The sequence below is a fragment of the Pseudomonas sp. FP215 genome (assembly GCF_030687795.1).
In the GTDB taxonomy this organism is placed as follows: domain Bacteria; phylum Pseudomonadota; class Gammaproteobacteria; order Pseudomonadales; family Pseudomonadaceae; genus Aquipseudomonas; species Aquipseudomonas salmasensis.
In genome coordinates, this window is the sequence record NZ_CP117447.1 from 2,860,432 (window position 1) to 2,883,134 (window position 22,703).

Genomic DNA, 22,703 nt, shown 5'->3' on the forward strand with positions numbered 1-22,703 from the left:
CGGGGAGGCTCAGTACCACTGCTTGAAGCGGCGGATGTAGATCGTTTTCATCAGTTGGGCGACGCAGCAGTAAGCCAGCAAAGTGCCCACCAGCCATGGGAAATACGCCAGTGGCAGCGGTTGCAGGCCCACCAGTGTGCCCAGCGGTGAGAACGGCACGTAGATGCCCAGGGCGATCACGATGCAGGTCATCATCAACACCGGCCAGGCGGCCGTGCTCTGGAAGAACGGGATCTTGCGGGTGCGCAGCATATGCACCACCAGGGTTTGCGAAAGCAGCCCCTCGATAAACCAGCCGGACTGGAACAGGGTCTGCATTTCCACACTGTTGGCCGCGAACACGTACCACATCAGCGCAAAGGTGGTGATGTCGAAGATCGACGAGGTCGGCCCGATCCAGATCATGAAGCGGCCAATGTTTTTCGCATCCCACTTGCGCGGTTTGGCCAGGTATTCCTTGTCCATCTTGTCCCACGGCAGGGCCAGCTGGGAGATGTCGTACATCAGGTTTTGCAGCAGCAGGTGGATCGCCAGCATCGGCATGAATGGAATGAACGCACTGGCCACCAGCACCGAGAACACGTTGCCGAAGTTGGAGCTGGCGGTCATGTTCAGGTACTTCATGATATTGCCGAAGGTTTCGCGGCCCTTGAGCACGCCTTCTTCCAGCACCATCAGGCTTTTTTCCAGCAGGATGATGTCGGCCGATTCCTTGGCGATGTCGGTGCCGCTGTCCACCGAAATACCCACATCGGCATCGCGCAGCGCCGGCGCATCGTTGATACCGTCACCGAGGAAGCCGACGGTGTGACCGTTGGTTTGCAGCGCCTTGAGCACGCGGGATTTTTGCAGCGGCGTGAGCTTGGCGAACACCGTGCGTTCTTCCACGCGACGCAGCAAGGTGGCGTCGTCCATGGCTTCGATTTCCACGCCCAGCAGCGGCTGGCCCGGTTCCAGGCCAACCTGGCGGCAGATCTTGCTGGTGACCACGGCGTTGTCACCGGTCAACACCTTGATCGCCACGCCAATCTGCTGCAGCGCCGCAATCGCCGGGCCTGCGGTTTCCTTCGGTGGGTCCAGGAAGGTCAGGAAGCCCTGGATCACCAGGTTGCGCTCATCGCTAGTGGTGTACTGCTGGCGTGCCAGTGCTTTGGGGATATTGCGGGTCGCCACTACGAGTACGCGGAAACCGTCTTCGTTGTAGTCATTGGCGAGTGCCAGCAGGGCGTCACGACGGCGGTCATCCAGGGGCAAGGCTTCGCCGGCCTCCATGACATGGGTAGAAATGCTCAGCATCTCTTCCACCGCGCCCTTGCACACCAGCAACTGGTCACCGGCGGCATCCTTGACCACGATCGACAGGCGGCGGCGTACAAAGTCGAACGGCAATTCATCGACCTTGCTGTAGGCAAACGGCACCTGGAACTTGGGGTTCTGTTCCGAGAACTGCACCACTGCCTGGTCCATCAGGTTTTTCATGCCGCTCTGGTGAAAGCTGTTAAGCCAGGCCAGGGACAGCACGGCGTCATCGCGCTGGCCGAAGGCATTGACGTGATGCTCGAGGATGATCTTGTCCTGGGTGAGGGTGCCGGTCTTGTCGGTGCACAGCACATCCATCGAACCGAAGTTCTGGATCGCATTGAGGCGCTTGACCACCACTTTGCGCTTGGCCATGGCCGTAGCGCCCTTGGCCAGGTTGGCGCTGACGATCATCGGCAGCATTTCCGGGGTAAGGCCGACGGCTACCGCCAGGGCAAACAGGAAGGCATCGCCCCAATCGCCCTTGGAGAAGCCATTGAGGAAGAACACGATGGGCACCATCACCAGCATGAAGCGGATCAGCAGCCAACTGACACTGTTCACGCCCCGGTCGAAGGCGGTTTGCACTCGCGAGCCGACAATCGCCTTGGCCAGGGAACCGAAGTAAGTACGCGGCCCCGTTGCCACCACCACTGCTTTGGCGCGACCGCTGACCACGTTGGTGCCCATGAAGCAAATGTTCGGCAAGTCCAGCAGGTTGCCCTGGTCGGCGGCGAGGGTGGAGGCGGATTTTTGCGTGACATCGCCTAGGGTGTCGTACTTCTCCACCGGCAAGGCTTCACCGGTCAGCACGGCCTGGCTGATAAACAGGTCGCGGGACTCGATCAGGCGGATATCGGCGGGGATCATGTCGCCGGCGGACAATTGCACGATATCGCCGGCCACCAGGTCACGCATCGGTACTTCACGCAAGGTGGGCTGGGCGCCAACCTGCTCGCGGCGCAGCACGGTGGCGGTGGTGCGTACCATGGCCTTGAGGGCCTCGGCGGATTTGGCCGAACGGTGTTCCTGCCAGAAGCGCAGCAGGCTGCTGAGCAACACCATGGTCATGATGATGACGACTTTGGTCGGGTCGGCTTCTTCGCCTTCCTGCATCGGTAGCCAGCAGTCAGTCACAAAGCTGATACCGCCCAGGGTCAACAGCACGTAGATGAACGGGTTGTTCAGGGCCTGCAGGAACTGGATGATCGCGTGTGGCGGCTTGTCGTGGGCGACCTCGTTATAGCCTTCCCGTTGCAGGCGCGCCGAGGCGTCCAGTTCGGTCAGGCCGTCCTGGGTGGCCCGTACATTGGCGAGGGTGGCCGCCAGGCCATTGTGGGCTTCACGGGCGGCACGCATCGACAGCTTGGTGTCGGGGGTGGTGCCATTTTTCTTGTGCAGAGGCGTGTTTTTTACGGCGCTCATTGTCTGTACTCCTGTCGCCAATTCTCGACAAAACATACCCGGTACTTACCTGCAGACAGGCGAGCGAAAGCATGCCGAGCCGCAAACTTTGCGATCGGTTTAAATAAGGTGTTCACATAACTACTGAAGGGCCCGCTAACGGCGCGTTAGTTAACTAACGTGCAGCGGGCTACTACTGGACCTGTTCATAACGAACTCCAGGGTCATCAATAAGAAAGTTGTTGTTTCCAGCCAGGTCAGGCGGCGCGAGCGCTCAGGTAAAGACCGAACAGCAAGCGCGCTTGCGCCAGGCTGGAAACCTTGGGTCTCTGTGGGTCTAGAGGGTCGGCGTGATCCCAGTGCTGCACCAGGTGGCCGCTTTCAGGGCTGATACGCCAGTGCGCCAGCGGCGGGGCCGGGCGCACTTGAGGGGAGGGTATGGCAAAGGTCGAGCGGGTTGGCGAAAAGCCCACGGGTGCTCGGCACAGCTTGGCGCGCAGGGCGGCCACCAGTGTGCGTGTATCGGGCAAAACAAGGAGTTGGAAGGTCATAACACACCTCGGGACCGGACGGGCGACCGGTGAGGCAGTTACGGTGGAGCATCAAGCTCTAGCGCAGCTTACCGGACCTGGAACGCGAGTCCTGTCATATTCTGGGTTTGGCGCCCGATGCCCGCAGAGGCGGTGCTCGGACAGCGACTAGATACTGTGTCCATTGGCTTCTTTTGTGAGGTTTAAAAAAGGCCCCAGTTGCGGGCACGGGCAATCTACTCAGGGCATCAGTGAATGTCAACGTATGATTAATTAAATTATCCGGTGTTCAGAGTTCGTTCAGATAAGAGCCGCGCGTAAGTTGTAGGTTGAATAACTTCATATACCTTGCGCGGCGAGTAGCGCCAGATAGATCAATACTAAACCGCAGGCCGCATAACTCACGCGTTGCCACGTCGGTGATGCGTTTTTGCGCAGCAGGTTTACCAAGGCGGCAGTCAGAAAACACGAGAGCACCGACGCCAGCATGAAGCCGGCAAAAAACATCAGCGTTTGCCCGTGGCTGGGGGTGGTGCCGACAATCCCCGACAGTGCGCTGCCCAGAGCGCCCCAGTAGACAATATTCTTAGGGTTGGCCAGGGAGATCGCCGCGCCCACCGCCAACGCATTTTTGCCTGAGCTGGCAGGGGCGTCGTCGGTTGCGGGCAACTGCCAGGCATCAATCAGGCTGCGGATGCCCAACCAGGCCAGGTACAGCGCGCAGATGATTGTGAGTGGTACCCGCACTGCATCATGCTGGATCAGCAGTGCGATACCGGTGAGGCCAATCACGGCCCAGACGGCGTCGCCCACCAGCGAGCCGAACTGCACCAGCAAGGCCGGTGTGAAGCCATGGAGCAAGCCGCGGCGCAGGGTCTCTGCCAGTACGGCGCCGGGGGAGAGGCAAAATACGAAGCCGAATACCAGCGCATAAACAAAGATCGACAGCATACTCAGCTCCTTTCGAGAAAGTGCCAGAGCATACGTCAGTCCAAGAGGGGGATACCACGTCCTCTGTAGGAACGCTCGCGATGGCGGTGTGTCAGCCACTGAATCTTTAACTGAACCACCGCTTTCGCAGGCAAGCCAGCTCCCACACTGGCCATGCATTGCCCACAGAATCAGCGCCCCCTGTAGGAGCGAGCTTGCTCGCGAAAAGCGTCAACGATAACGCGTGTTTTCTGGATGAGCGTGTTGTCTATGAGTTTTTCGCGAGCAAGCTCGCTCCTACAAGGGCTGTGGTGTTGAGACAATGCGGTGGAGTTCAGTCTTCAATTCATCCGACGATAAACTCGCAAAGGGCAGTGCAAAAAACGCCTTGCAGCGTGCAGCGATAATGTCGAGGGTGGCTTTGAATGCCACCTCTACCTGCGCCTCGTTACCCTGTACCTCGGAAGGGTCTTCCAAGCCCCAATGCGTCTTCACCGCTGGGCCGAAATACACCGGGCACGCTTCACCGGCCGCTTTATCGCACACGGTGATGACCACATCCGGCGGGCTGTCTTCAAAGGCGTCATTGCCTTTGCTGTAAAGGCCGTCAGTGCTGATGCCCGCCGCCTGCAACGTGGTCAGGCTGCGTGGCAACACCTGCCCCTTGGGGAAGCTGCCAGAGCTGATCGCCTTGAAGCCCGACGGTGCCAAGTGGTTGAACATCGCTTCAGACAGGATGCTGCGGCAACTGTTGGCGGTACACATGAACAGGACTCTCATGGGGCGCTCCTTTAGAGGCTCAAGCGCAAAGCGAGGGCGGCGAGGGTGATCAGCAGCACGGGCAAGGTCAGCACGATCCCGACCTTGAAGTAGTAACCCCAGGTGATGGTGATGCCTTTGCGCGCCAGGATGTGCAGCCACAGCAAAGTGGCCAGGCTGCCGATAGGCGTGATTTTCGGGCCCAGGTCGCTGCCGATCACATTGGCGTAGATCATCGCGTCCTTGACCACGCCCACGGCCTGGCTGGACTCGATGGACAACGCGCCAATCAGCACAGTCGGCAGGTTATTCATGGCCGAGGAGAGCAGCGCCGTCAGCACCCCGGTGCCCATGGCCGCGCCCCACACGCCGTAGGTGGCGAAGGTGTCGAGCCAGGTCGCCAGGTAATCGGTCAGGCCGGCGTTACGCAGGCCATACACCACCAGGTACATGCCCAGGGAAAAAATCACGATCTGCCACGGGGCTTCCTTAAGCACTTTGCGCGTGGAAATCTGATGACCTTTGGCAGCAATTACCAGCAGCACCGCACAGGCCGCCGAAATCGCACTGATGGGTATGCCCAGCGGTTCCAGGGCAAAACAACCGACCAGCAGAATACCCAGCACCCACCAGCCGGCGCGAAAGGTCGCACGGTCATGGATGGCACTGGCGGGGTCGTCCAGGTCGGCCGGGTCGTAGGTCTGCGGAATATCCCGGCGGAAAAACCACAGCAGCACCGCGAGTGTGGCGGCGACACTGACCAGGTTCACCGGCACCATCACCGCGGCGTATTCATTGAAGCCAATCTTGAAATAGTCCGCCGAAACGATGTTCACCAGGTTCGACACCACCAGCGGCAGGCTCGCGGTGTCGGCGATAAACCCTGCGCCCATGACGAAGGCCAGGGTCGCCGCCGGGGAGAATCGCAAGGCCAGCAGCATCGACATCACGATAGGCGTCAGGATCAACGCCGCACCGTCATTGGCAAACAGCGCCGATACCAGCGCACCGAGCAGCACCATATAAGCAAACAACCGCCGCCCGCGGCCACGGCCCCAGCGCGCCACATGCAGGGCCGTCCAGGCGAAAAAGCCGGCCTCGTCCAGCAACAAGCTAATGATGATCAGCGCGACAAAGGTACCGGTGGCGTTCCAGATGATGTGCCACACCACCGGAATGTCCGCCAGGCTGATCACCCCACACGTCAGCGCCAGGATCGCGCCCAGGGTGGCACTCCAGCCGACGCCCAGGCCCTTGGGTTGCCAGATGACCAGCACGATGGTGACGAGGAAAATCGCAATTGCGACAAGCATGAATAAAAGCTCCGATGGCTCACCAGCAAGGCTGGCCCGTTGTGGTCTGTCGCCCATTGCATTCAGACGCAGTGCGTCTATACGTATTTCTGTATGTCCCGGTCAAATCTTGTTTCAGTTGATATGGATCAAACGCCTGTAAAACCACCACAACTGTTTGAAATTAAAATGAAACACAAATGTCCTAACGTGCCTGCCCATTGCTGATGAAGGAAGACCCCGCGTGACCCGAGCCACCCGCAACCTGCGCAAGACCCTGGATTCCGTCGCGGAAAATAACGAAACCGCGGCGTTCGACCTGATGCGCGCCGTGGAAAAACTCGGCGATGAAGTGCTGCGCCAGCGCCTGCTCAATACCATCCACCGACTGAACCAGGATGCCTACGAATTGCGCGAAGCGCGGGATTCGGTAGAGCAGGTGTCGGTAAAGCTCGCCTGAGCAAGATCGTTCAAGACACGCCTTCGTTGGTGCTGGCATGCTTGTCGACTGTCTGTCGATGAGCCGTTTCCATGCCCACTGCATTACCTCATTACGCCTTCACCCGCGGCGCCATCGCCGTCATTCCCTTGTCCCTGGCCTGTGCGCCCTGGGGGTTGCTGGCCGGCTCCATGGCCATCGACGCGCAATTTACCCCGCTGCAAGCCCAAGGCTTGTCCGCCATTGTGTTTGCCGGTGCCGCACAATTGGTAGCCATTGGCATGGTCAAGAGCGGTGCCAGCCTGATTTCCATTGTGCTGACCACCTTGCTGCTGACCTCCCAGCATCTGCTCTATGGCATGCACATGCGTCCTACCCTGTCTTCGCTGAACACCCGCTGGCGCATGAGCCTGGGGTTTTTGTTGACCGATGAGTTCTTCGCCCTGGTCAACCACTATGACCGCCAGACCTTCAATCGCTGGTACGCCCTGGGCGTCGGCCTGACGTTTTACCTGATCTGGAACCTCTTCACCCTCGCCGGCATCGTGCTGGGCAAGAGCATTCCCGGCCTTGATCAATTGGGGCTGGAGTTCTCGATTGCCGCCACCTTTATCGCGTTGATCACCCCGGTGGTGCGCGATGTGCCCACGGTGGTATGCGTGGCGGTCGCGTTGCTGAGCTCGGTCTGGTTGAGTTATTTGCACTGGGAGTCGGCGGTGGTGGTCTCGGGTGTGTTGGGGATGAGCGCGGGGTTTGCCTGCAAGCGGCTGGGAGTGGGGCAACGATGATTTACCTGATGATTGTGGCCATGGGCCTGGTGGTGTTCTTCAACCGTTACCTGTTTATCGAGCCACGACTGCCGGTGCGGCTCAATCGCGGCGCGCGTGAATTTCTGGGCTTCGCCGTACCAGGCATGCTCACGGCGATCTGCGGGCCGATTATTTTCCTGGCGGACCATCAGCTCAACCTGAGCCCGACCAATCCTTACCTGCTGGCCGGTATTTGCGCCGTGGCGTTGATGTACTGGACACGCAGCGTATTGACCACTGTGCTATTGAGCATGGCGCTGTTCTATCTGCTGCGTTGGTGGCTCTGATACCCGGGCAAAAAAAAGCCCGCGGGGTGGCGGGCAGAAGGGAGACTTCTAAAAAATGAGCCTGGCCACTATAGGCGGCGTGTTTGCCCTTCACAGTGAAACAAAGTTCATGGGCACGTCAGTTGGCCTCGGCACAATGGTAGAGTCACGGTTTTTCCAAGGAAGCAATGGCATGCACAAAGTGGTAATGGGCGCATTGATACTGGCGGCACTGGCAGGTTGCGCCGGTTCGAAGATGAAAGAGGCGCGCGCAGGCAGCCCGTACAAAACCCTGGCCTCAGACAAGGCCACCCTGGTAGTTGCCCAGTGCATCCAGTTTGGCTGGCAGGATGAAAGCGTGTTCGGCGTCGATGCCGGCGGCTTCAAGGAAGCGACCGAGGCGGGTGGCTTCACGGTGTACACCACCGGTGGCGATTACTTTGTCGATGTACTCAGCACCGGTGCGGGTTCCAAGGTCAACTACTACGCCGCACAGGACAATATGCCAGCCAAGCGTCGCTTGGCAGCACTGGCCACTTGTCTGTAAGTCGGTTGCCTTAGTCATATTCCGAAACGCCTGGCGGGACAGCCGCCGGGCATTGGCTTATGATTCACTCGCTCGTTCGACGTGATGGCTCTTTACCGGTACACGGATGTCGAGGCTTAAACGTCGAACGAGCTCCTCCACTCCATCCTCAACGGGGCATGAAACCCAAGTGCCAGCGTCGCGGAATCAACAGTGTCACCACCCCCAAGGCCCCGGCCAACGCACCACTGACCCACAGTGCACGCAGGCCCATTTGCTGTTCCAGCAGGGCGCCGATCACCGCGCCGATAAACATCCCGGCCCACGGAATCAGTTGCACGCGCCAACCATTGCGGCGCTCGCCCATTAACCAGCGGCCCAGCCCGCGACCAAAACGTGACAGCGCCCCGGTGACGTAGGTCAGCCCCACCGGTAATCCGTTCACCTCCTCGACGGCCGCGTTGAGCATGCCCATGGCAATAATGGCCGCGAGCAACGCAGGCAAGGTGTCGGTGGCAGGCCACAACGCCGCAGCGCAGAGCAAGGCGCCGATGCACAGCAATAAGGGCAACGCGTGGCGCTTGCTGAAACGGCTGACCAATACGCCCAAGGCATTGCCGACCACGAAGGTAGCGACCAACAACACCAGCCGCCCGGTGAGCCCCAGGTCGCCCGCGCTGATGGCCACCGCCAGGCGCGTGGTGTTACCGCTCATGAACGAGACGAAATCGCCGCTGGCCATAAAACCGATGGCATCGGTCATGCCCGCCAGCACCGACAGGCAGGCCACCAGCATCAAGCCCACCCGCCCGCGCCAGCGCTGTCGAAGGGCGAGCGTGGCATTGGTGTAAGGCTTGCGGGACGAAGGCAGCATGGGGCTGGTTTCCTCGGTGAGATTATCCGGCCACTACCGTAGGGCGCTTTGCTTGTCCGCGCAATGACCTCAGACACGCTCCAGTTGCCAGCCGGTGGCGCGCCACGTCAAATGGTGAGTCGGCTCGATCGCCTGCAAGAATGCCTCGTCGTGGGACACGGCCAGCAGCGCGCCGGTAAAGCCCTTCAAGGCCTGCTCGAACGCCAGTACCGATTCCAGATCCAGGTGATTGGTGGGTTCATCCAACAGGAGCAACTGCGCCGGTGCTTCACGCCACAAGGCTACCGCCATCGCGGCTTTCAAACGCTCGCCGCCGCTGAGTTGCCCTGCCGGCTGCGTGACCCGCAGCGCGTCCAGCTGCAACAACGCCAGACGTGTGCGCAGCTCGGCTTCGGCCAATGGCGTATCGAGCAAGTTAAGTTGCTCGACAAGGCTGCGTCGGTCGTCCAGCAGCGCCAGGTGCTGATCGATATAGGCGCTGGGCACCGCGACGTTGCACTCGCCACTGACCGCCCGCCAGTGGCCGGCGAGCAGTTTGAGCAAGGTCGATTTGCCGCAACCGTTCGGCCCACGCACGGCAACGCGAACCGGGCCTGTCAGGTTGAGCGTCAGGTAACTGGCGGGTGCCAGGGGATCAAGCCAGGGTAATTGCGCCTGTTCCAGCACCAGCAATTGGCGGCCATTCGGGACGGTTGAGCCTGGTAATGCGAGCAGTGTGGGCGTCTCATCCACCACGCGCTCGTAAGCTTGGCGCACTTGGGCGTCGAGTTGGTTTTTGTGATCGTGATGGGCACTGCGTACCGTGCTGACAATCTCCTTGGCTGCGCTTTTCCAGCGGGCCTTGGTAAAACGGTCGACGTTGGCGGTCTCGGCCTGTTTACGTGCGCGTGCGGCGTGGCGCTGCAGGTCGTCGTGATCTTTTTGCAGGCGCCGACGTTCGCGGCTGCGGGCCAGACGCGCCTGCTCCCACGCGGCAATCGCGGCCTGCTGGTGAGTATCGCGTTGCTGGCGATAGGCATCGTAGTTGCCGCCGTAGACCTGAATGCCCAGGGGCGACAGTTCAATGATGCGGCCCATGGCGTTGAGCAACTGCCGATCATGGCTGACCACCACCAGGCCACCGCGCCAAGCGCCCAGTACGCGCAACAGCCAATCGCGCCCGGCAGCGTCAAGGTGGTTGCTGGGTTCATCCAGAATCAGTAACTGCGGCGCCGCCAACAACGCCCCGATCAGCGCGACCCTGGCGAGTTGGCCGCCGCTGAGTTGATCGGCCGGGGTACTGGCGCTGAGGGTCGGCAAACCCGCTGCATCCAGCGCCTGGCGCAGGCGTTCGGCGAGGTCCCAGCGGTCGTCGATCAGCTCCAGGTCACCGAGACGTGCATCGCCCTGGGCCATGCGCTCAAGGGCAGCCAGGGCCGCGGCAGTTGCGGTGATATCGGCGATGGTTTGCCCTGGTTGAACGGCGACAGCCTGGGGCACATAGGCAACATTGGCGGTTTTTTTCAGGGTGCCGGAGGAGGGCAGCAGCACGCCGGCCATCAACTTCGCCAGGATACTTTTGCCCCGTCCATTGCGCCCGACGATACCGGTAGGCGTTTGATCAATGGACAGGTTCACGTCGGCCAGCAAGGTCTCGCCATTGGCGAACTGGAAAGACAGGTGTTGCAGGGAAACAAGCGCGGGCAGCCGTTTGACGTCAGTCATCAGCACCTCCAAAAAAATGTCGAACAGGCCAACAAGCGCGCCAGGCGGCTCGTTGCAGATACATTTTGGAAGGCTTAGATGTTCACGTCGGCGGTCATCCTGTCAGTCAGAAGGGAGGCAGAGCCTAACCCACCTTAACTTTTCGCGGCAAGTCCTCGGCGAGTTTTTCCAGGAACATCGCCAGCGCGACTTCTTCGGCTTTCAGGCCTTTGCGCACTCGCGGCTTGGGCAGCTTCGACAATTGGCCGAGGCTGAAATGCTCAAGCACCGCCGGGTGGATATAGCACTTGCGACACACCGCTGGCGTGTTGCCCAACTGCCGGGCGACATCCTTGACCATCGCCACCACATGCCGCTTGGCGTCGGATTCGGGCTGCCACGCTAACTCGCGCAACACCGCCAGCGCCATCGCCGTGCCGGCCCAGGTGCGGTAGTCCTTGGCGGTAAAATCTTCGCCGGTAAGATGGTGCAGGTAGTCGTTGACGTCCTGGGAGCTGACGGTATGCCGCTCACCGTCTTCATCCAGGTACTGGAACAGGTTCTGCCCCGGCAATTCCATGCAGCGCTTGACCACCCGGGCCAGGCGTCGATCCTTGACGCTGACTTGGTGCTCCACGCCACTCTTGCCACGAAACTGAAACTGGATCTCGCTGCCTTTGATGTCCACATGGCGGTTGCGCAGGGTGGTCAGGCCGTAGGATTTGTTTTCGCGGGCATATTGGGTATTACCGACGCGGATCAGCGTGGCGTCCAGCAACATCACCACCGTGGCCAACACCTTTTCGCGGGTAAACCCCGGCTCGGCGATTTGTGCTTCGAGCTGTTTGCGCAATTTGGGCAAGGCGGCGCCAAAGGCCTGCAAGCGCGAATACTTGTCGCTGTCGCGCACTTCGCGCCAGCGTGGGTGGTAACGGTACTGCTTGCGGCCACGGGCGTCGCGGCCGGTGGCTTGCAGGTGGCCGCGAGGGTCGGCGCAGATCCACACATCGGTGTAGGCGGGTGGCACCGCCAAGGCGTTCAGGCGTTTGATTTCATCGGCATCGGTAATGCGCTCGCCCTTGGCGTTCAGATACTGGAACTTGCCTCGCACTTTTTTACGGCGGATGCCGGGCTGGGTGTCATCCACATAATGCAGGTCGCGGGGCAGGTCGGCGGGTAACGAAGAGTCAGGCATGGGGCGGGTTCCTTGGCAACAAATCAGGCCGGTATGTCTGATTGACCGCAGCGCCCTGCGGTCGTGCCAAATGCTTAAGCCAGTACCGCCACTGCCTTGATTTGCGCCCACAGCGTCTGGCCCGGATGCAGTTGCAACTGGTCGCGGGAGAAGCGCGTGATGCGCGCCAGTAACGGCGTGCCGCCAGCGTCCAGACGCACCAGTACATGGGCACTGTTATCCGCGCCGATGGTTTGAGTGACGGTCACCGGCAAGCGGTTGAGGATGCTGCTGTGTTCTTCGGCCTGCAGGCTCAGGCTCACATCCCGCGCCTGGACCTTGACCCGCAGCGGTTTGCCCACCGCCAGCGGGGCGTGGGCCACGCGCATCTGCAACGGGCAATCGGGCAACTGCAGGGTGAGCAACTGATAATGCGCGTCGTAGGCAACGACGCTGCCGGCGATCACCACGCCGGCATCGTCGCCCAGCGCCAGGGGCAGGTCGAGGCGCGCCAGGGTTTCGCCGATAGGGCCGCTGGCCAAGGCCTTGCCGTCGCTGAGCAAGACGATATGATCGGCCAGCCGCGCCACTTCGTCCTGGGCGTGGCTGACGTAGAGCACCGGGATGTCCTGCTCGTCGTGCAGGCGTTCCAGGTAAGGCAATATCTCGCTTTTGCGTTGGCTGTCCAGGGCCGCCAGCGGTTCATCCATCAACAACAACTTGGGGCTGGTGAGCAAGGCGCGGGCGATGCCGATGCGCTGGCGCTCGCCGCCAGACAAGTGTTGCGGGTGACGCTCAAGCAAGTGCCCGATGCCCAACAGTTCGGTGGCCTGAGCCATGTCCACGCGCCGTTGCGGGCGTGGGATACGTTTGAGGCCGAACTCCAGATTGGCGCGCACCGACAGGTGAGGAAACAAACTCGCCTCCTGGAACACATAGCCCAGGGCGCGTTTATGCGGCGGCACAAACAGCCCTTTGCGGCTGTCTTGCCACACCTCGTCGTTGATTTGCACAAAACCGTGTTCGGCGCGTTCTAAACCTGCGATGCAGCGCAGGCAGGTGGTCTTGCCAGAGCCGGAATGCCCGTACAGCGCGCTCACGCCACGGCCGGGCAATTGCAGGTCCACATCCAGCGTGAAGGCGGAGTACTTCAGCTGCAGGCGTATATCCATCATGGCGATCAGCTCCAGCCCATCTTGGTTTTGCGGCTGGAATAGAGCGCCAGCAACACGAGAAAGGCGAACACCACCATGGCCCCGGCCAGCCAATGGGCCTGGGCATATTCCATGGCTTCGACGTGGTCGTAGATCTGCACCGAGACGACACGGGTCTTGTCCGGGATATTGCCGCCGATCATCAGCACCACGCCGAACTCACCGACGGTATGGGCAAAGCCCAGGATCGAGGCGGTGATAAACCCCGGGCGTGCCAGCGGCAGGATCACCGTAAAAAACGTGTCCCACGGGTTGGCGCGCAAGGTCGCGGCCACTTCCAGCGGGCGCGTGCCGATGGCCGAAAACGCGTTCTGCAGCGGCTGCACCACAAAGGGCATGGAGTAGATCACCGAGCCAATCACCAGCCCGGCGAAACTGAAGGTGAGGGTGCCCAGGCCCAGCCACTGGGTGAACTGGCCGACGTAGCCGTTGGGCCCCATGGCCAACAACAAGTAAAAGCCGATGACCGTTGGCGGCAACACCAACGGCAGCGCCACCACTGCGCCGATGGGGCCGCGCCACTTGGAACGGGTGCGCGACAACCACAGGGCAATCGGTGTGCCGATGATCAACAGGATCAGGGTGGTCAGTGCGGCCAGCTTGATGGTCAACCAGATTGCAGAAAAATCAGCACTCGACAGGGGCATTTACAGCTCGTAACCGTAGGATTTGATAACGGCAGCCGCTTTCGGGCCTTTGAGGTAGTCCACCAGGGCCTTGGCGGCGGCGCTGTCCTTGCCCTTGTTGAGGATCACGGCGTCCTGTTTGATCGGGTCATGCATGGCGGCCGGGACAATCCACGCCGAACCGCTGGTGACTTTGCCGTCCTTGTAGATCTGCGACAAGGCGACAAAACCCAGCTCGGCGTTGCCGGTGGAAACAAACTGATAAGCCTGGGTGATATTCTGGCCCTCGACGAGCTTGTCCCTGACCTTGTCAGTCAAGCCTTCTCTGGCCAGCACCTGGGTGGCGGCTAAGCCGTAGGGTGCAGCCTTGGGATTGGCGATGGATAAATGCTTGAACTCATTTTTCTTCAGCACCTCGCCCTTGGCATCCACATACCCGTCTTTGGCCGACCACAGCGCCAGGGTGCCGACCGCGTAGGTAAAGCGTGAGCCCTTGACGGTAGCGCCTTCGCTTTCGAGTTTTTGCGGGGTGGTGTCATCGGCGCTGAGGAACACTTCAAACGGCGCGCCATTTTTGATCTGGGTGTAGAACTGCCCGGTGGCACCGTAAGCCGCGACCAGTTTATGGCCGGTGTCTTTCTCGAAGTCGGCGGCAATCGCCTGGATCGGGGCTGTGAAGTTGGCGGCCACGGCCACCTGCACTTCATCGGCATGGGCCGTACCCAAGGCAAAGGCGGCAAGCAGGGGGGCCAGGCGTGAAACGCGGGTGATCATGAGGCAACTCCTTGAAGGTGTACGGCAGGCTTACCGCTATGTATGGGAATATATAGCGGTTGGCCATTGCCGGTACAGTGCCAAGTTGCTGCTCAGATCAGATGCGGGTGAGTTTGCTCAAGCTGTGCTCGGCTAATTGGCGTGTCAGGTCATAGGTGGACAGATCTTTGCCCAGCCTCAGGGCCTGGCCTGCCCACAGGTTGCTGAAACCGGCTTCATCCTTGGCCTTGAGCGGCATTAACGCGCCACCGGCTTTAGGAAACGCCGGCGCCACCGGGTTGATGGCGCCGAGTTCACGCATCACCCGGTTGACGATGCCCCGCGCAGGGCGGCCGGTAAACAGGTTGGTCAGCGCGGTTTCGCTGGCCTGGGCATGGCGCAGCGCGTGATGATGGGAAGCGCTTACAGTGGCTTCGGGCGTGAACAGGTAGGCTGTGCCGATCTGCACGGCCGAAGCGCCGAGGGCAAAGGCGGCGACGATGCCACGCGCATCGCCGATTCCGCCGGCGGCAATCACCGGCACGCTGACCGCGTCGACCATCTGTGGCAACAGTGCCATCAAGCCGATCTGGCTGTTGAGGTCATCGCTGAGAAACAGACCACGATGCCCACCGGCTTCAAGGCCCATGGCGATAATCGCGTCACAGCCGTGCTGTTCCAACCACACGGCTTCCTCGACGGTGGTGGCCGATGACAGCACCTTGGCACCGGTGGCTTTTACTCGATCCAGTAAGGACTTCTCTGGCAAGCCAAAGTGAAAACTCACCACTTCTGGCCGAAATTCTTCCACCACCTGGCAGGCTGCGTCATTGAACGGCGCGCGATTGGACACCGGCGTTGGCGCGTCGAAGTCGGCGCCCAGCTCATGGTAGTAGGGTTGCAGCAAGGCCTTCCAAGCCTGGTCCCGCGCTTCATCGGCATCGGGCGGTTGATGGCAGAAGAAGTTGACGTTGAGCGGCGCGTTGCTGGCCTGGCGAATGAGAGCCAAGGCGTCGCGCAGTTGCTCCAGGCTCAAGGCTGCGGCGGGCATGGAGCCCAGGGCGCCGGCTTGCTGGGCGGCGATGACCATGGCGGTGGTGGTGGCGCCAGCCATCGGCGCCTGGATGATCGGCACCTCAATGCCCAACAGGTCAAGAATGCGGGTGTCTGGCCAGGTGCTCATGGGGTGCGTCTCCAGCGTTAGTCGGGCTTTTCGCTGTTTTAGCAGGGCAGTCGGCACCCGGCCAGTCTGTTTTATTCACTGGACGACAGCGGCATTTTGTGGGGCTGGGTTTCGCGCTCCAGTAACTGGCGCTTGCGCTCTACGCCCCAGCGATAGCCCGACAGCTCGCCATTACTGCGCACCACGCGATGACAGGGAATCGCCACCGCCAGGTGGTTGGCACCACAGGCCTGGGCCACGGCGCGAAAGGAGGTGGGCGCGCCGATACGCTCGGCAATCTGCGCATAGCTGGCAGTGCTGCCCGCAGGGATTTCCCGCAACGCCTGCCACACCCGTTCCTGAAAGGCCGTGCCGCGCAGGTCCAGGGGCAAATCCAGGCCCAGAGCAGGGGCCTCGACAAAGCCGACGACGTGGGCGACCAGTTGTTCGAAACCCTGATCCGCGCCGATCAACTCAGCCTTGGGAAACTGGTCTTGCAGGTCGCGCACCAGTTTGCCCGGATCATCGCCCAATAAAATCGCACACACGCCACGTTGGCTTTGCGCCACCAGAATCGCCCCCAGCGAGCATTGGCCAACGGCAAAGCGGATGGTGTTATTGGCGCCGCCGCCTTTATAGTCTCGCGGTTTCATGCCGAGCACTTGGTCGGCGGCTTCATAAAAGCGGCTATTGGAATTAAAGCCCGCGTCGTACAGGGTGTCTGTCACCGAATGCTGGCCCTTGAGGCCGTCGCGCACTCTGCGCGAACGCAGGGCGCTGGCGTAACCCTTGGGGGTCAACCCGGTATTGGCTTTGAATACGCGGTGGAAGTGAAACGGACTCAACCCGGCGCATCGGGCGAGCGCGTCCAGGCTAGGCGGGGTTTGGGCCTGTTCGATTTGCCGGCAGGCCTCGGCCACTAACTGTCCATGGTGTGCGGACAATTGGGTCTGGTCGCCAGCAGCGCGTTTACTCGGGCGATAACCAGCGGCCTCGGCCTGCGCCGGCGTGTCGAAGAACTCGACATTTTCTGGGCGCGGTAAGCGCGAGGCGCTGCTGGGGCGGCAATAAACACCAGTGGTTTTCACGCCGTAGACAAATAGCGCGTCAGCCTTGGCATCACGGGCAATAATGGCAGCCCAGCGCGGATCGTGTTCGTTGTTCATGGCCTGCACTCTTGATGGTTCAGGAGCAGATTAAGCCTGCCGCTCGCGCCCGACACTCCGAAGCTTGCGGTCAAATTACCCAGCGGTGCGAAAGGTCAGGTTGATGCGCTGCGGGCCCATGATCGGATGCACGCCGTCCTTGATCGGCATCACGCCATGAAAGCGCAGGCGATCAACGCCGCCCCACACCACCACATCACCATGGAACAACGAGACCTTTTGGGTTTTATCACTGCGCGCATGGCCACCGAACAGGAAAATCGCTGGCAGCCCCAGGGACACCGAGACCACGGGCGCGCTGTAGTTACGCTCGTTCTTGTCCTGGTGCAGTGACATTTTCGCCCCCGGTACGTAACGGTTGATCAGGCAGGCATCGGGCAAAAAACCGTCGAAGCCCGCTTCAGTGGCCGCCGCCACCGCCAGTTGGCGCAGCGTGTCGGGCATGGCCGGCCAGGGTTGTTGGTTGCGCGGGTCGAGTGGGCTATAGCGATAGCCACGGGCGTCGGTGGTCCAGCCCAACTCGCCGCAACTGCTTAGCTCCGCCGACATGGTAAAACCGCCGGGGGTGACCATCTGCCGAAACGGTGATTGAGCCAGGACACGCCGCAGTTCAGGCAATAACCGCTCGATCCAGGGCAGGGCATAGCCCCTCAGTACGTAGGACTCTTCGCCAATTTGCTCGCGCCCGGCAGGCTGTTGCAGGGCATCATCGGCAAACAAATCGGCGGTAGGGCCCGGCATGGCTTACAGCGCCTTGCTCACGTTGATGTCGGTGATTTCGTCGCTGGCATCATGAATTTTCGCCAAGGCTTGCTTGGCTTCTTCGACGCTGTTGCTGTGCAGCTGGGCAAATTCAAAGCGGCGTTCGCCGTTGAGCTTGTACTTGATGACGTATTTGGTTGTGGTGGTCACAGCTTTTTTCCTGTCAGGTGTTCGGGTCAGCTCAGCTTGCTGCTGGTACGACGAACGATACGGATCTTGTGGGACAACGCAGGCTTGCGGGTCACGCTGATGGCGCGACGGGTCACCACATCCAGGGTGATGTTCCAGAAGCCGGTGCTGGGCGCGGTGATCTTGGCCGGGAATTTATCAAATGCGCCGCCGTGGTAGGTATGGCGGCCGCCGTTTTTGAAGCTGCGAAAGTTCGCATCACTCATCAGGCGAATATTGCAGGTCTGCGAGCATTCGATGACGACAATGTCTCCCTCGTTGAGGTGCTCACGCTGGTGGATGAATTTCATGGGGTGTCTCCAGAAGGGCTTTTTCTGAAAAATCAGAACGATACGTAGGTTAAGATGGAGTTTATCAGCCCCAGCGCGTTTATTATCGGGCCGTCGTCGACGACTTCGACAATTTAAAACAGTTATTTACCGAGTTATCACAGATAAATCCTACGTTGGTGGGAGAAAATTACCATCCCCGCTGTCGTAGGGTCTTTATCGGAGGTTTTTGTATGAAGTGGAGTGTGTTGGTGCTGGCCTTGGCAATAGGTGGGTGTGCTTCGGTTGCAGATATCAAGCAGACCCCGCCAACATTGGTGGTCATCTCAGGGAAGAAGCCGCAGGAATATGCGGCGTGTGTGGTGCGCAAATTGGAGGCGACCCGTCGGCCGCCACAGATCGAGCCCCATAAAGACGGCATTCAGGTGATCGTGCCGCAGAAATTCTCGGCAGACCCTTCGGCAATCTTTGAAATCGAAGACCGTTCCAGCGGTAGCAGCATCAAGCTTTATGAAAGCATGTCCAATGTGCCCATCCGCCCGGGCGACGTGAAGAAGGCAGGGGAAGAGTGCATTTCCGGTTGAGCCGCAGGCCCACCCCGCAAACCCGATAAAAAAAGCCATCACCCTGCAGGGACGGCCTGCATCCGTTAAACTGTCGGGCATTCACTACAAAGATGCCGCTCAAACCCTGGGTTTGAGCGGCATTTGTTTTTCTGGAAAGCCCGTTATGAAACGAGAACACGTCAAAGCCCGCCATGCCGAAGGGCAGATTTCGGCCACCCATGTCATCCAGAACCCCGCCGACTTGGGCGAGTGGATCGTATTTTTCAAGAAGAGCGGCGGGCGCAGCTACTTCCTGGTGGACGAGCAGGATGAGGTCGAGTCATTCGCGCGCCTGGATGACCTGATCGAACTCCTGCGTGGCCTGGGGATCAAGTTCGCCGAAGTGCACCTGTAGCAGCATTACTTGCAGACCACCACCACGCTGCGGCCTTTGAAGTTGCCCACGTCCTGGCCCAGGGTCTTGTCGCTTTCCTTGAGCGCCGGCGTGCCATTGGTGCCGACGATGCGGTAACCGGTGCCCGCGCAGGATGCGTCCGCTTTCTCGTAGCAACTGGCCCATGAATTGGCCTCGCCCGAGCAGTCGATGGTCAGGCCTTGCTCGCCATTTTTCAGCAGGGTGTCGGAAGCGGTGGTGCAGCCGGCGAGTGCCAGTACCGCGGTCAGTGCCAGGATTTTGTTCATAAGGGATCTTCGTCGAGAGGGAATAGAGGGCGCTGACACTGTCGTGGGGCGTTGGCGGCGATTATAGCGAACTGCCATCGGGTGTGCAGTCGCAGGTTACCCGTACTGCGTTTGCACACCCTGTAAGTCAGTCTGTAACAGTCATGGCACGCCCATTACCAGCACGCCACTTCCGCTGATCGCCCCGGCAGCAGGGAAGACGCCCGCTCGTCGTACGAGCGAAAAGGTCACATCATCGCCTCCCATGCTGTTGGTGATGCGGGTCCGGAATGAACCGTTGACCCTCACCGCTGAGCCCGCACGCACGAGGGCGGTGCCCACGTTCGGGTTGCTCATCACCAATAGCCTGTCGTCGAACGACGTCGAAATGCCTTTGTAGGTGATGGTGATGTCGGTGTTGATCCCACCATTGGGGCATGAATAGGTGAGCCTGCGGTTGGCGCGAACCGAGGTGGTAAGGGGATCGGTGCCGATCGCCCGCTGTTGCACATTGCCGAAGTTGATCTCGATGGGGTTGTTATTGTTGATGGTGCAGGTTGACGGTGAGATGCCGAAGTTGTTGGCGGCTTTGTACGTGAGGACGAGCCGCGTGCTTCCAAAGCTGTAATTATTCGTCTGGTGCAGATTCAGCGCGCCCAGAATGTCACCTATTACCACGCTGATCGGGTTGCTGGGGTCGTTGCGCAGCAGGATATAGGGGGTTACATAGATGGGATACGCCACAAAGTTGTTGGGCATGGTCGCGATCCGGATGTTAAACGGCACCGGGGTGTTATAAAACGCGCCGTTTATGCGTAGACCGGTGCCTTGATTGTTGAATTTCGGCCCGGGCACCCAGGGGGCGCCAGCTTGCGCCGATGTCCCCCAAAAATCTATACGCGTAGGGTGGGCGGGTGAGGGCGTAAATCGGCATTCCAGCCACGCGCCTTCGAGAAGGATACGAGTGTTGTCCGAACCGACACTCACGTTGACGGGGACCTCCAGGTTCAGGATCCCGCCGTCGCCAACATATTGCCAATTGCCGCCATTCACGCGGCAATCCGCTGCTCGCGCGGACGTAGTCACACCCAGCAGGACGAGAAGCACTATTGCTCCATAGAGTCGTTTCATTTTGATCTCTCATTGCGCCTCTGTGCGAACGTCACTGCGAGTGACCATCCGGCAGAGAGTTAAGGTTTGCCCAGGCCGTTTTCAGGCCAGCAACGGCTACGGATAGTCCAACGTAAAAGTCGAGGTCACCCTGTACGCGCCTTGGCCGATGGTCTGGTCGCTGATGGCTTGCGGCTCGCCCTGCACAAAGGCTTTAAGCGCGATCACATTGCTGCCATCTATCAGTACCTGCGCATCGCTGGGCGAATTCAGCGGCAGTGGCTTGTTGCTCGGCGTCTCTATGCCCACCCCGATGCCTGAGGCGCCACTGCCGCCATCCAGCGCTAGCATGCCGGGCAACGCGGTGTTTTCCCTGCCGCCAAAGGTGATGCTGACCGTGGCGCCAATGGTGGTGTCGCAGTTCTCCAGGTGCAGCCTGAAGTCCTTGCCCTGTGAACGGGTGTTGATATACAGGTGCTTGCTGGTAACGTCCCAGAGTTCCAGGGTGACGGCCTCGTCGCCCGGCCGCAGGGTGCAGGCCTCTTGGACCAGGTTGCCCTTGAAACTCAGGTTGTCCGCTGCTTGGGCGTCGGCGGCCAGGCTCAAGGCCAATACCAGCGCTGCACGGTGTAAATGTCCCATTGATTCGACTCCTACTGGTATTCGGCCAACAGCGTGGCCACCGCGCTAAACCTTGCGGGCGCCAGGGTTGCGCCGGGCTGTTTGACCGGCACCACTTCCAATACGGGCGGTGATGACAGGCTGATATCCAGTGGCGTATTGAGTGAAAAAGGCAGGTTGTTCTGGAAAACCCGAATACCCAGCGCCGGTACGCTTGTCTGTACCGCCGCCCCGTCAAAGGTGGTTGGCGTGCCGTTGACACTCAATTTCAACGCCCATGGCAGCGTGTCGGTGCCGCAGTTGATGGTGTAGCCCACGCCTTTTCGGTACTGCACACCGTCGACGCGCTTGATCCCGACATCGCCAAAATCCACCTCGATGGTGTTGCCCGCATCGATCGTGCACGGGGGAGGTTCGTTGAGCGTGCCGCTAAACGTCAGGTTGGCCGATGCAACGCTGCACAGGCCCAGGGAGCACAAGGCGAGCAACGCTCGCTGCGGCCAACAGATCATTGGTCATTCCTCTTCATTGATAATCGACCACGAGAGTGGCGGCCGCATCGAATGCGCCTCCGGTCAGCTTGCTGCCCGGGCGTTTGACGGGTACCGCCTGCACCACCGGCACGTTGGGATAGGTGAAGTTCACCACCGTGTTCAGCGGCCAATCGGCGCCGTTGACGAACAGCTTTACCCCAAGGTCCTGCTTGCGGGTGACCAGCACGCGGCTGTCGAATGCGGCACCCGTGCCCCGAAGTTGCAGGGTCAGCGCGTTGCTGAAAGGGGAGCTGCAGGTGACGGTGTACGGCACGCCACGGCGATAATTGACCCCGTCGACTCGCGAGGTCAGCAGGTCATTGCCAAAAGGCACGTCGAGCGTACTGCCGCTGTTGATGACACACGGCGGCGGCGCAATGATCACCGCGCGGATGGTCAGGTTGGTCTCGGCCTGCGCACCCAGGCTGAGCGCCCAGAGCAAACCGCTGCCCATTAACACGGCCCAGGGGCCGTATGACTTAGCCATTGTTCTGCCCTTACTCATAATTGAGCCTGAAATCCACCACGGCCCGGAATGCCCCGCTGGTCAATGGCGCAGCGGTGCGCGTAGGCCGAACGTTCCAGGTCTTGGTGTTACCGCCCAGGGGCAAGAACAGCGGTTCGCCGCGTTGGCCCAGTTGTACGTCCCGCCCCAGGGCGTCGGTCAGTTGCAGCCCCAGGCCGGTGATGCCTTGCACTTTGACCAGGCGCGAATCGTCGTCATCGGCAGGCGCGATAAAGGCCACCGACAGCACCGGTTGAAAGGCGCTCCAGGTCAGGTTGCCGGTGCGTTCACTGCGGATACTGCCGGCGGTGCGGTTGCACTCGGTAAAGCGCAACTGGAAGGCCACCTGGTTGGCCTGATCACCAGGCCGACGTAACTGGCTGGTGGAGACGTCGCCCAGTTCAATGGTCTGATGCAGCGAGGTCATTTCCAGGCTGCACGGGGTTTCGTGCATGGAGCCGGAAATATTCAGCACGCCATTCATGCCCTCGATATCCTCGGCCTGCGCGCTCCCTCCAAGGGCCAGTAACAGGCCGCCCAATGCCGTTATGTAATGAGACTTCATGGCTGACTCCAGCAACA

28 protein-coding genes are annotated in these 22,703 nt (G+C 60.5%); 6 read left to right on the plus strand and 22 right to left on the minus strand.

The window, feature by feature from the left end:
- Window positions 1–9: 9 nt before the first annotated feature.
- The 5 genes from mgtA to PSH76_RS13010 all read right to left on the minus strand — a co-directional run bounded on the left by mgtA (window position 10) and on the right by PSH76_RS13010 (window position 6,235).
- Window positions 10–2,724 (minus strand): magnesium-translocating P-type ATPase, encoded by a 2,715-nt coding sequence (gene mgtA / locus PSH76_RS12990; RefSeq protein ID WP_305494235.1) that lies wholly within the window; start codon window positions 2,722–2,724, stop codon window positions 10–12.
- 236 nt (window positions 2,725–2,960) lie between these two features.
- On the minus strand, window positions 2,961–3,254 hold the full coding sequence (locus PSH76_RS12995; RefSeq protein ID WP_098951392.1) for a hypothetical protein: 294 nt from the start codon (window positions 3,252–3,254) through the stop codon (window positions 2,961–2,963).
- Between the two features lie 318 nt (window positions 3,255–3,572).
- Window positions 3,573–4,184, minus strand: coding sequence for a LysE family transporter (locus PSH76_RS13000; RefSeq protein ID WP_032897173.1), 612 nt, complete (start codon window positions 4,182–4,184; stop codon window positions 3,573–3,575).
- Between the two features lie 276 nt (window positions 4,185–4,460).
- Window positions 4,461–4,943, minus strand: coding sequence for an arsenate reductase ArsC (locus tag PSH76_RS13005; protein WP_305494236.1), 483 nt, complete (start codon window positions 4,941–4,943; stop codon window positions 4,461–4,463).
- Between the two features lie 11 nt (window positions 4,944–4,954).
- On the minus strand, window positions 4,955–6,235 hold the full coding sequence (locus PSH76_RS13010) for an arsenic transporter (protein ID WP_305494237.1): 1,281 nt from the start codon (window positions 6,233–6,235) through the stop codon (window positions 4,955–4,957).
- A 223-nt stretch (window positions 6,236–6,458) separates the two neighbouring features.
- Here PSH76_RS13010 and PSH76_RS13015 point away from each other — a divergent pair, with 223 nt between their 5' ends.
- From PSH76_RS13015 to PSH76_RS13030, 4 genes are all read left to right on the plus strand, one after another.
- Window positions 6,459–6,674: a hypothetical protein gene (locus PSH76_RS13015; protein WP_003191339.1), complete on the plus strand. Its 216-nt coding sequence runs from the start codon at window positions 6,459–6,461 to the stop codon at window positions 6,672–6,674.
- 71 nt (window positions 6,675–6,745) lie between these two features.
- Window positions 6,746–7,441 carry an AzlC family ABC transporter permease gene (locus PSH76_RS13020; RefSeq protein WP_014718528.1) on the plus strand — a complete coding sequence of 232 codons (696 nt, stop codon included), beginning with the start codon at window positions 6,746–6,748 and terminating at the stop codon, window positions 7,439–7,441.
- Complete coding sequence (locus tag PSH76_RS13025; RefSeq protein ID WP_003191337.1) at window positions 7,438–7,749, plus strand: AzlD domain-containing protein; 312 nt, start codon at window positions 7,438–7,440, stop codon at window positions 7,747–7,749. Before PSH76_RS13020 ends, PSH76_RS13025 begins: the two co-directional genes overlap by 4 nt.
- Window positions 7,750–7,921: 172 nt before the next feature.
- Window positions 7,922–8,275, plus strand: a complete 354-nt coding sequence (locus PSH76_RS13030; protein WP_305494238.1) for a hypothetical protein — start codon at window positions 7,922–7,924, stop codon at window positions 8,273–8,275.
- A gap of 148 nt (window positions 8,276–8,423) precedes the next feature.
- Here the strand turns inward: PSH76_RS13030 and PSH76_RS13035 are convergent, their stop codons facing one another.
- The 11 genes from PSH76_RS13035 to PSH76_RS13085 all read right to left on the minus strand — a co-directional run bounded on the left by PSH76_RS13035 (window position 8,424) and on the right by PSH76_RS13085 (window position 18,147).
- Window positions 8,424–9,128, minus strand: a complete 705-nt coding sequence (locus tag PSH76_RS13035) for a YoaK family protein (protein ID WP_305494239.1) — start codon at window positions 9,126–9,128, stop codon at window positions 8,424–8,426.
- Between the two features lie 69 nt (window positions 9,129–9,197).
- Window positions 9,198–10,832, minus strand: a complete 1,635-nt coding sequence (locus PSH76_RS13040) for an ABC-F family ATP-binding cassette domain-containing protein (RefSeq protein ID WP_305494240.1) — start codon at window positions 10,830–10,832, stop codon at window positions 9,198–9,200.
- Between the two features lie 124 nt (window positions 10,833–10,956).
- Entirely contained in the window at window positions 10,957–12,006 is a 1,050-nt protein-coding gene (locus PSH76_RS13045) for a DNA topoisomerase IB (protein ID WP_032897185.1), read from the minus strand.
- 74 nt (window positions 12,007–12,080) lie between these two features.
- Window positions 12,081–13,160 (minus strand): molybdenum ABC transporter ATP-binding protein, encoded by a 1,080-nt coding sequence (gene modC, locus PSH76_RS13050; protein ID WP_305494241.1) that lies wholly within the window; start codon window positions 13,158–13,160, stop codon window positions 12,081–12,083.
- Between the two features lie 5 nt (window positions 13,161–13,165).
- On the minus strand, window positions 13,166–13,846 hold the full coding sequence (gene modB, locus PSH76_RS13055) for a molybdate ABC transporter permease subunit (protein WP_098951403.1): 681 nt from the start codon (window positions 13,844–13,846) through the stop codon (window positions 13,166–13,168).
- A complete protein-coding gene (gene modA / locus PSH76_RS13060) occupies window positions 13,847–14,599 on the minus strand; it encodes a molybdate ABC transporter substrate-binding protein (RefSeq protein WP_047710915.1) in 753 nt (250 codons plus the stop codon).
- Between the two features lie 97 nt (window positions 14,600–14,696).
- Window positions 14,697–15,761 carry a nitronate monooxygenase family protein gene (locus tag PSH76_RS13065; protein ID WP_032897191.1) on the minus strand — a complete coding sequence of 355 codons (1,065 nt, stop codon included), beginning with the start codon at window positions 15,759–15,761 and terminating at the stop codon, window positions 14,697–14,699.
- Window positions 15,762–15,832: 71 nt separating this feature from the next.
- On the minus strand, window positions 15,833–16,906 hold the full coding sequence (ada, locus tag PSH76_RS13070) for a bifunctional DNA-binding transcriptional regulator/O6-methylguanine-DNA methyltransferase Ada (RefSeq protein ID WP_305494242.1): 1,074 nt from the start codon (window positions 16,904–16,906) through the stop codon (window positions 15,833–15,835).
- 75 nt (window positions 16,907–16,981) lie between these two features.
- A complete protein-coding gene (gene alkB / locus PSH76_RS13075) occupies window positions 16,982–17,647 on the minus strand; it encodes a DNA oxidative demethylase AlkB (protein WP_305494243.1) in 666 nt (221 codons plus the stop codon).
- 3 nt (window positions 17,648–17,650) lie between these two features.
- Window positions 17,651–17,818, minus strand: coding sequence for a hypothetical protein (locus tag PSH76_RS13080; protein ID WP_098951408.1), 168 nt, complete (start codon window positions 17,816–17,818; stop codon window positions 17,651–17,653).
- A 26-nt stretch (window positions 17,819–17,844) separates the two neighbouring features.
- Entirely contained in the window at window positions 17,845–18,147 is a 303-nt protein-coding gene (locus tag PSH76_RS13085; protein WP_003191319.1) for a DUF1883 domain-containing protein, read from the minus strand.
- A 212-nt stretch (window positions 18,148–18,359) separates the two neighbouring features.
- Between PSH76_RS13085 and PSH76_RS13090 the strand changes: the two genes are divergently transcribed.
- Together PSH76_RS13090 and PSH76_RS13095 are read left to right on the plus strand one after the other, a co-directional pair.
- Window positions 18,360–18,710, plus strand: a complete 351-nt coding sequence (locus PSH76_RS13090) for a hypothetical protein (RefSeq protein ID WP_003191317.1) — start codon at window positions 18,360–18,362, stop codon at window positions 18,708–18,710.
- Window positions 18,711–18,855: 145 nt separating this feature from the next.
- A complete protein-coding gene (locus PSH76_RS13095) occupies window positions 18,856–19,086 on the plus strand; it encodes a hypothetical protein (RefSeq protein WP_032897196.1) in 231 nt (76 codons plus the stop codon).
- Between the two features lie 5 nt (window positions 19,087–19,091).
- Here PSH76_RS13095 and PSH76_RS13100 read toward each other — a convergent pair whose 3' ends face one another.
- The 6 genes from PSH76_RS13100 to PSH76_RS13125 all read right to left on the minus strand — a co-directional run bounded on the left by PSH76_RS13100 (window position 19,092) and on the right by PSH76_RS13125 (window position 22,686).
- Window positions 19,092–19,373 (minus strand): hypothetical protein, encoded by a 282-nt coding sequence (locus PSH76_RS13100; protein WP_032897198.1) that lies wholly within the window; start codon window positions 19,371–19,373, stop codon window positions 19,092–19,094.
- 141 nt (window positions 19,374–19,514) lie between these two features.
- Window positions 19,515–20,483, minus strand: a complete 969-nt coding sequence (locus PSH76_RS13105; RefSeq protein ID WP_305494244.1) for a fimbrial protein — start codon at window positions 20,481–20,483, stop codon at window positions 19,515–19,517.
- A gap of 96 nt (window positions 20,484–20,579) precedes the next feature.
- Window positions 20,580–21,104, minus strand: a complete 525-nt coding sequence (locus PSH76_RS13110; protein WP_032897202.1) for a fimbrial protein — start codon at window positions 21,102–21,104, stop codon at window positions 20,580–20,582.
- Window positions 21,105–21,115: 11 nt separating this feature from the next.
- Window positions 21,116–21,595, minus strand: coding sequence for a fimbrial protein (locus PSH76_RS13115; RefSeq protein WP_138762781.1), 480 nt, complete (start codon window positions 21,593–21,595; stop codon window positions 21,116–21,118).
- A 13-nt stretch (window positions 21,596–21,608) separates the two neighbouring features.
- Window positions 21,609–22,103: a fimbrial protein gene (locus PSH76_RS13120; RefSeq protein ID WP_138762780.1), complete on the minus strand. Its 495-nt coding sequence runs from the start codon at window positions 22,101–22,103 to the stop codon at window positions 21,609–21,611.
- 10 nt (window positions 22,104–22,113) lie between these two features.
- Window positions 22,114–22,686 carry a fimbrial protein gene (locus PSH76_RS13125; RefSeq protein WP_032897208.1) on the minus strand — a complete coding sequence of 191 codons (573 nt, stop codon included), beginning with the start codon at window positions 22,684–22,686 and terminating at the stop codon, window positions 22,114–22,116.
- Between the last annotated feature and the right edge of the window lie 17 nt (window positions 22,687–22,703).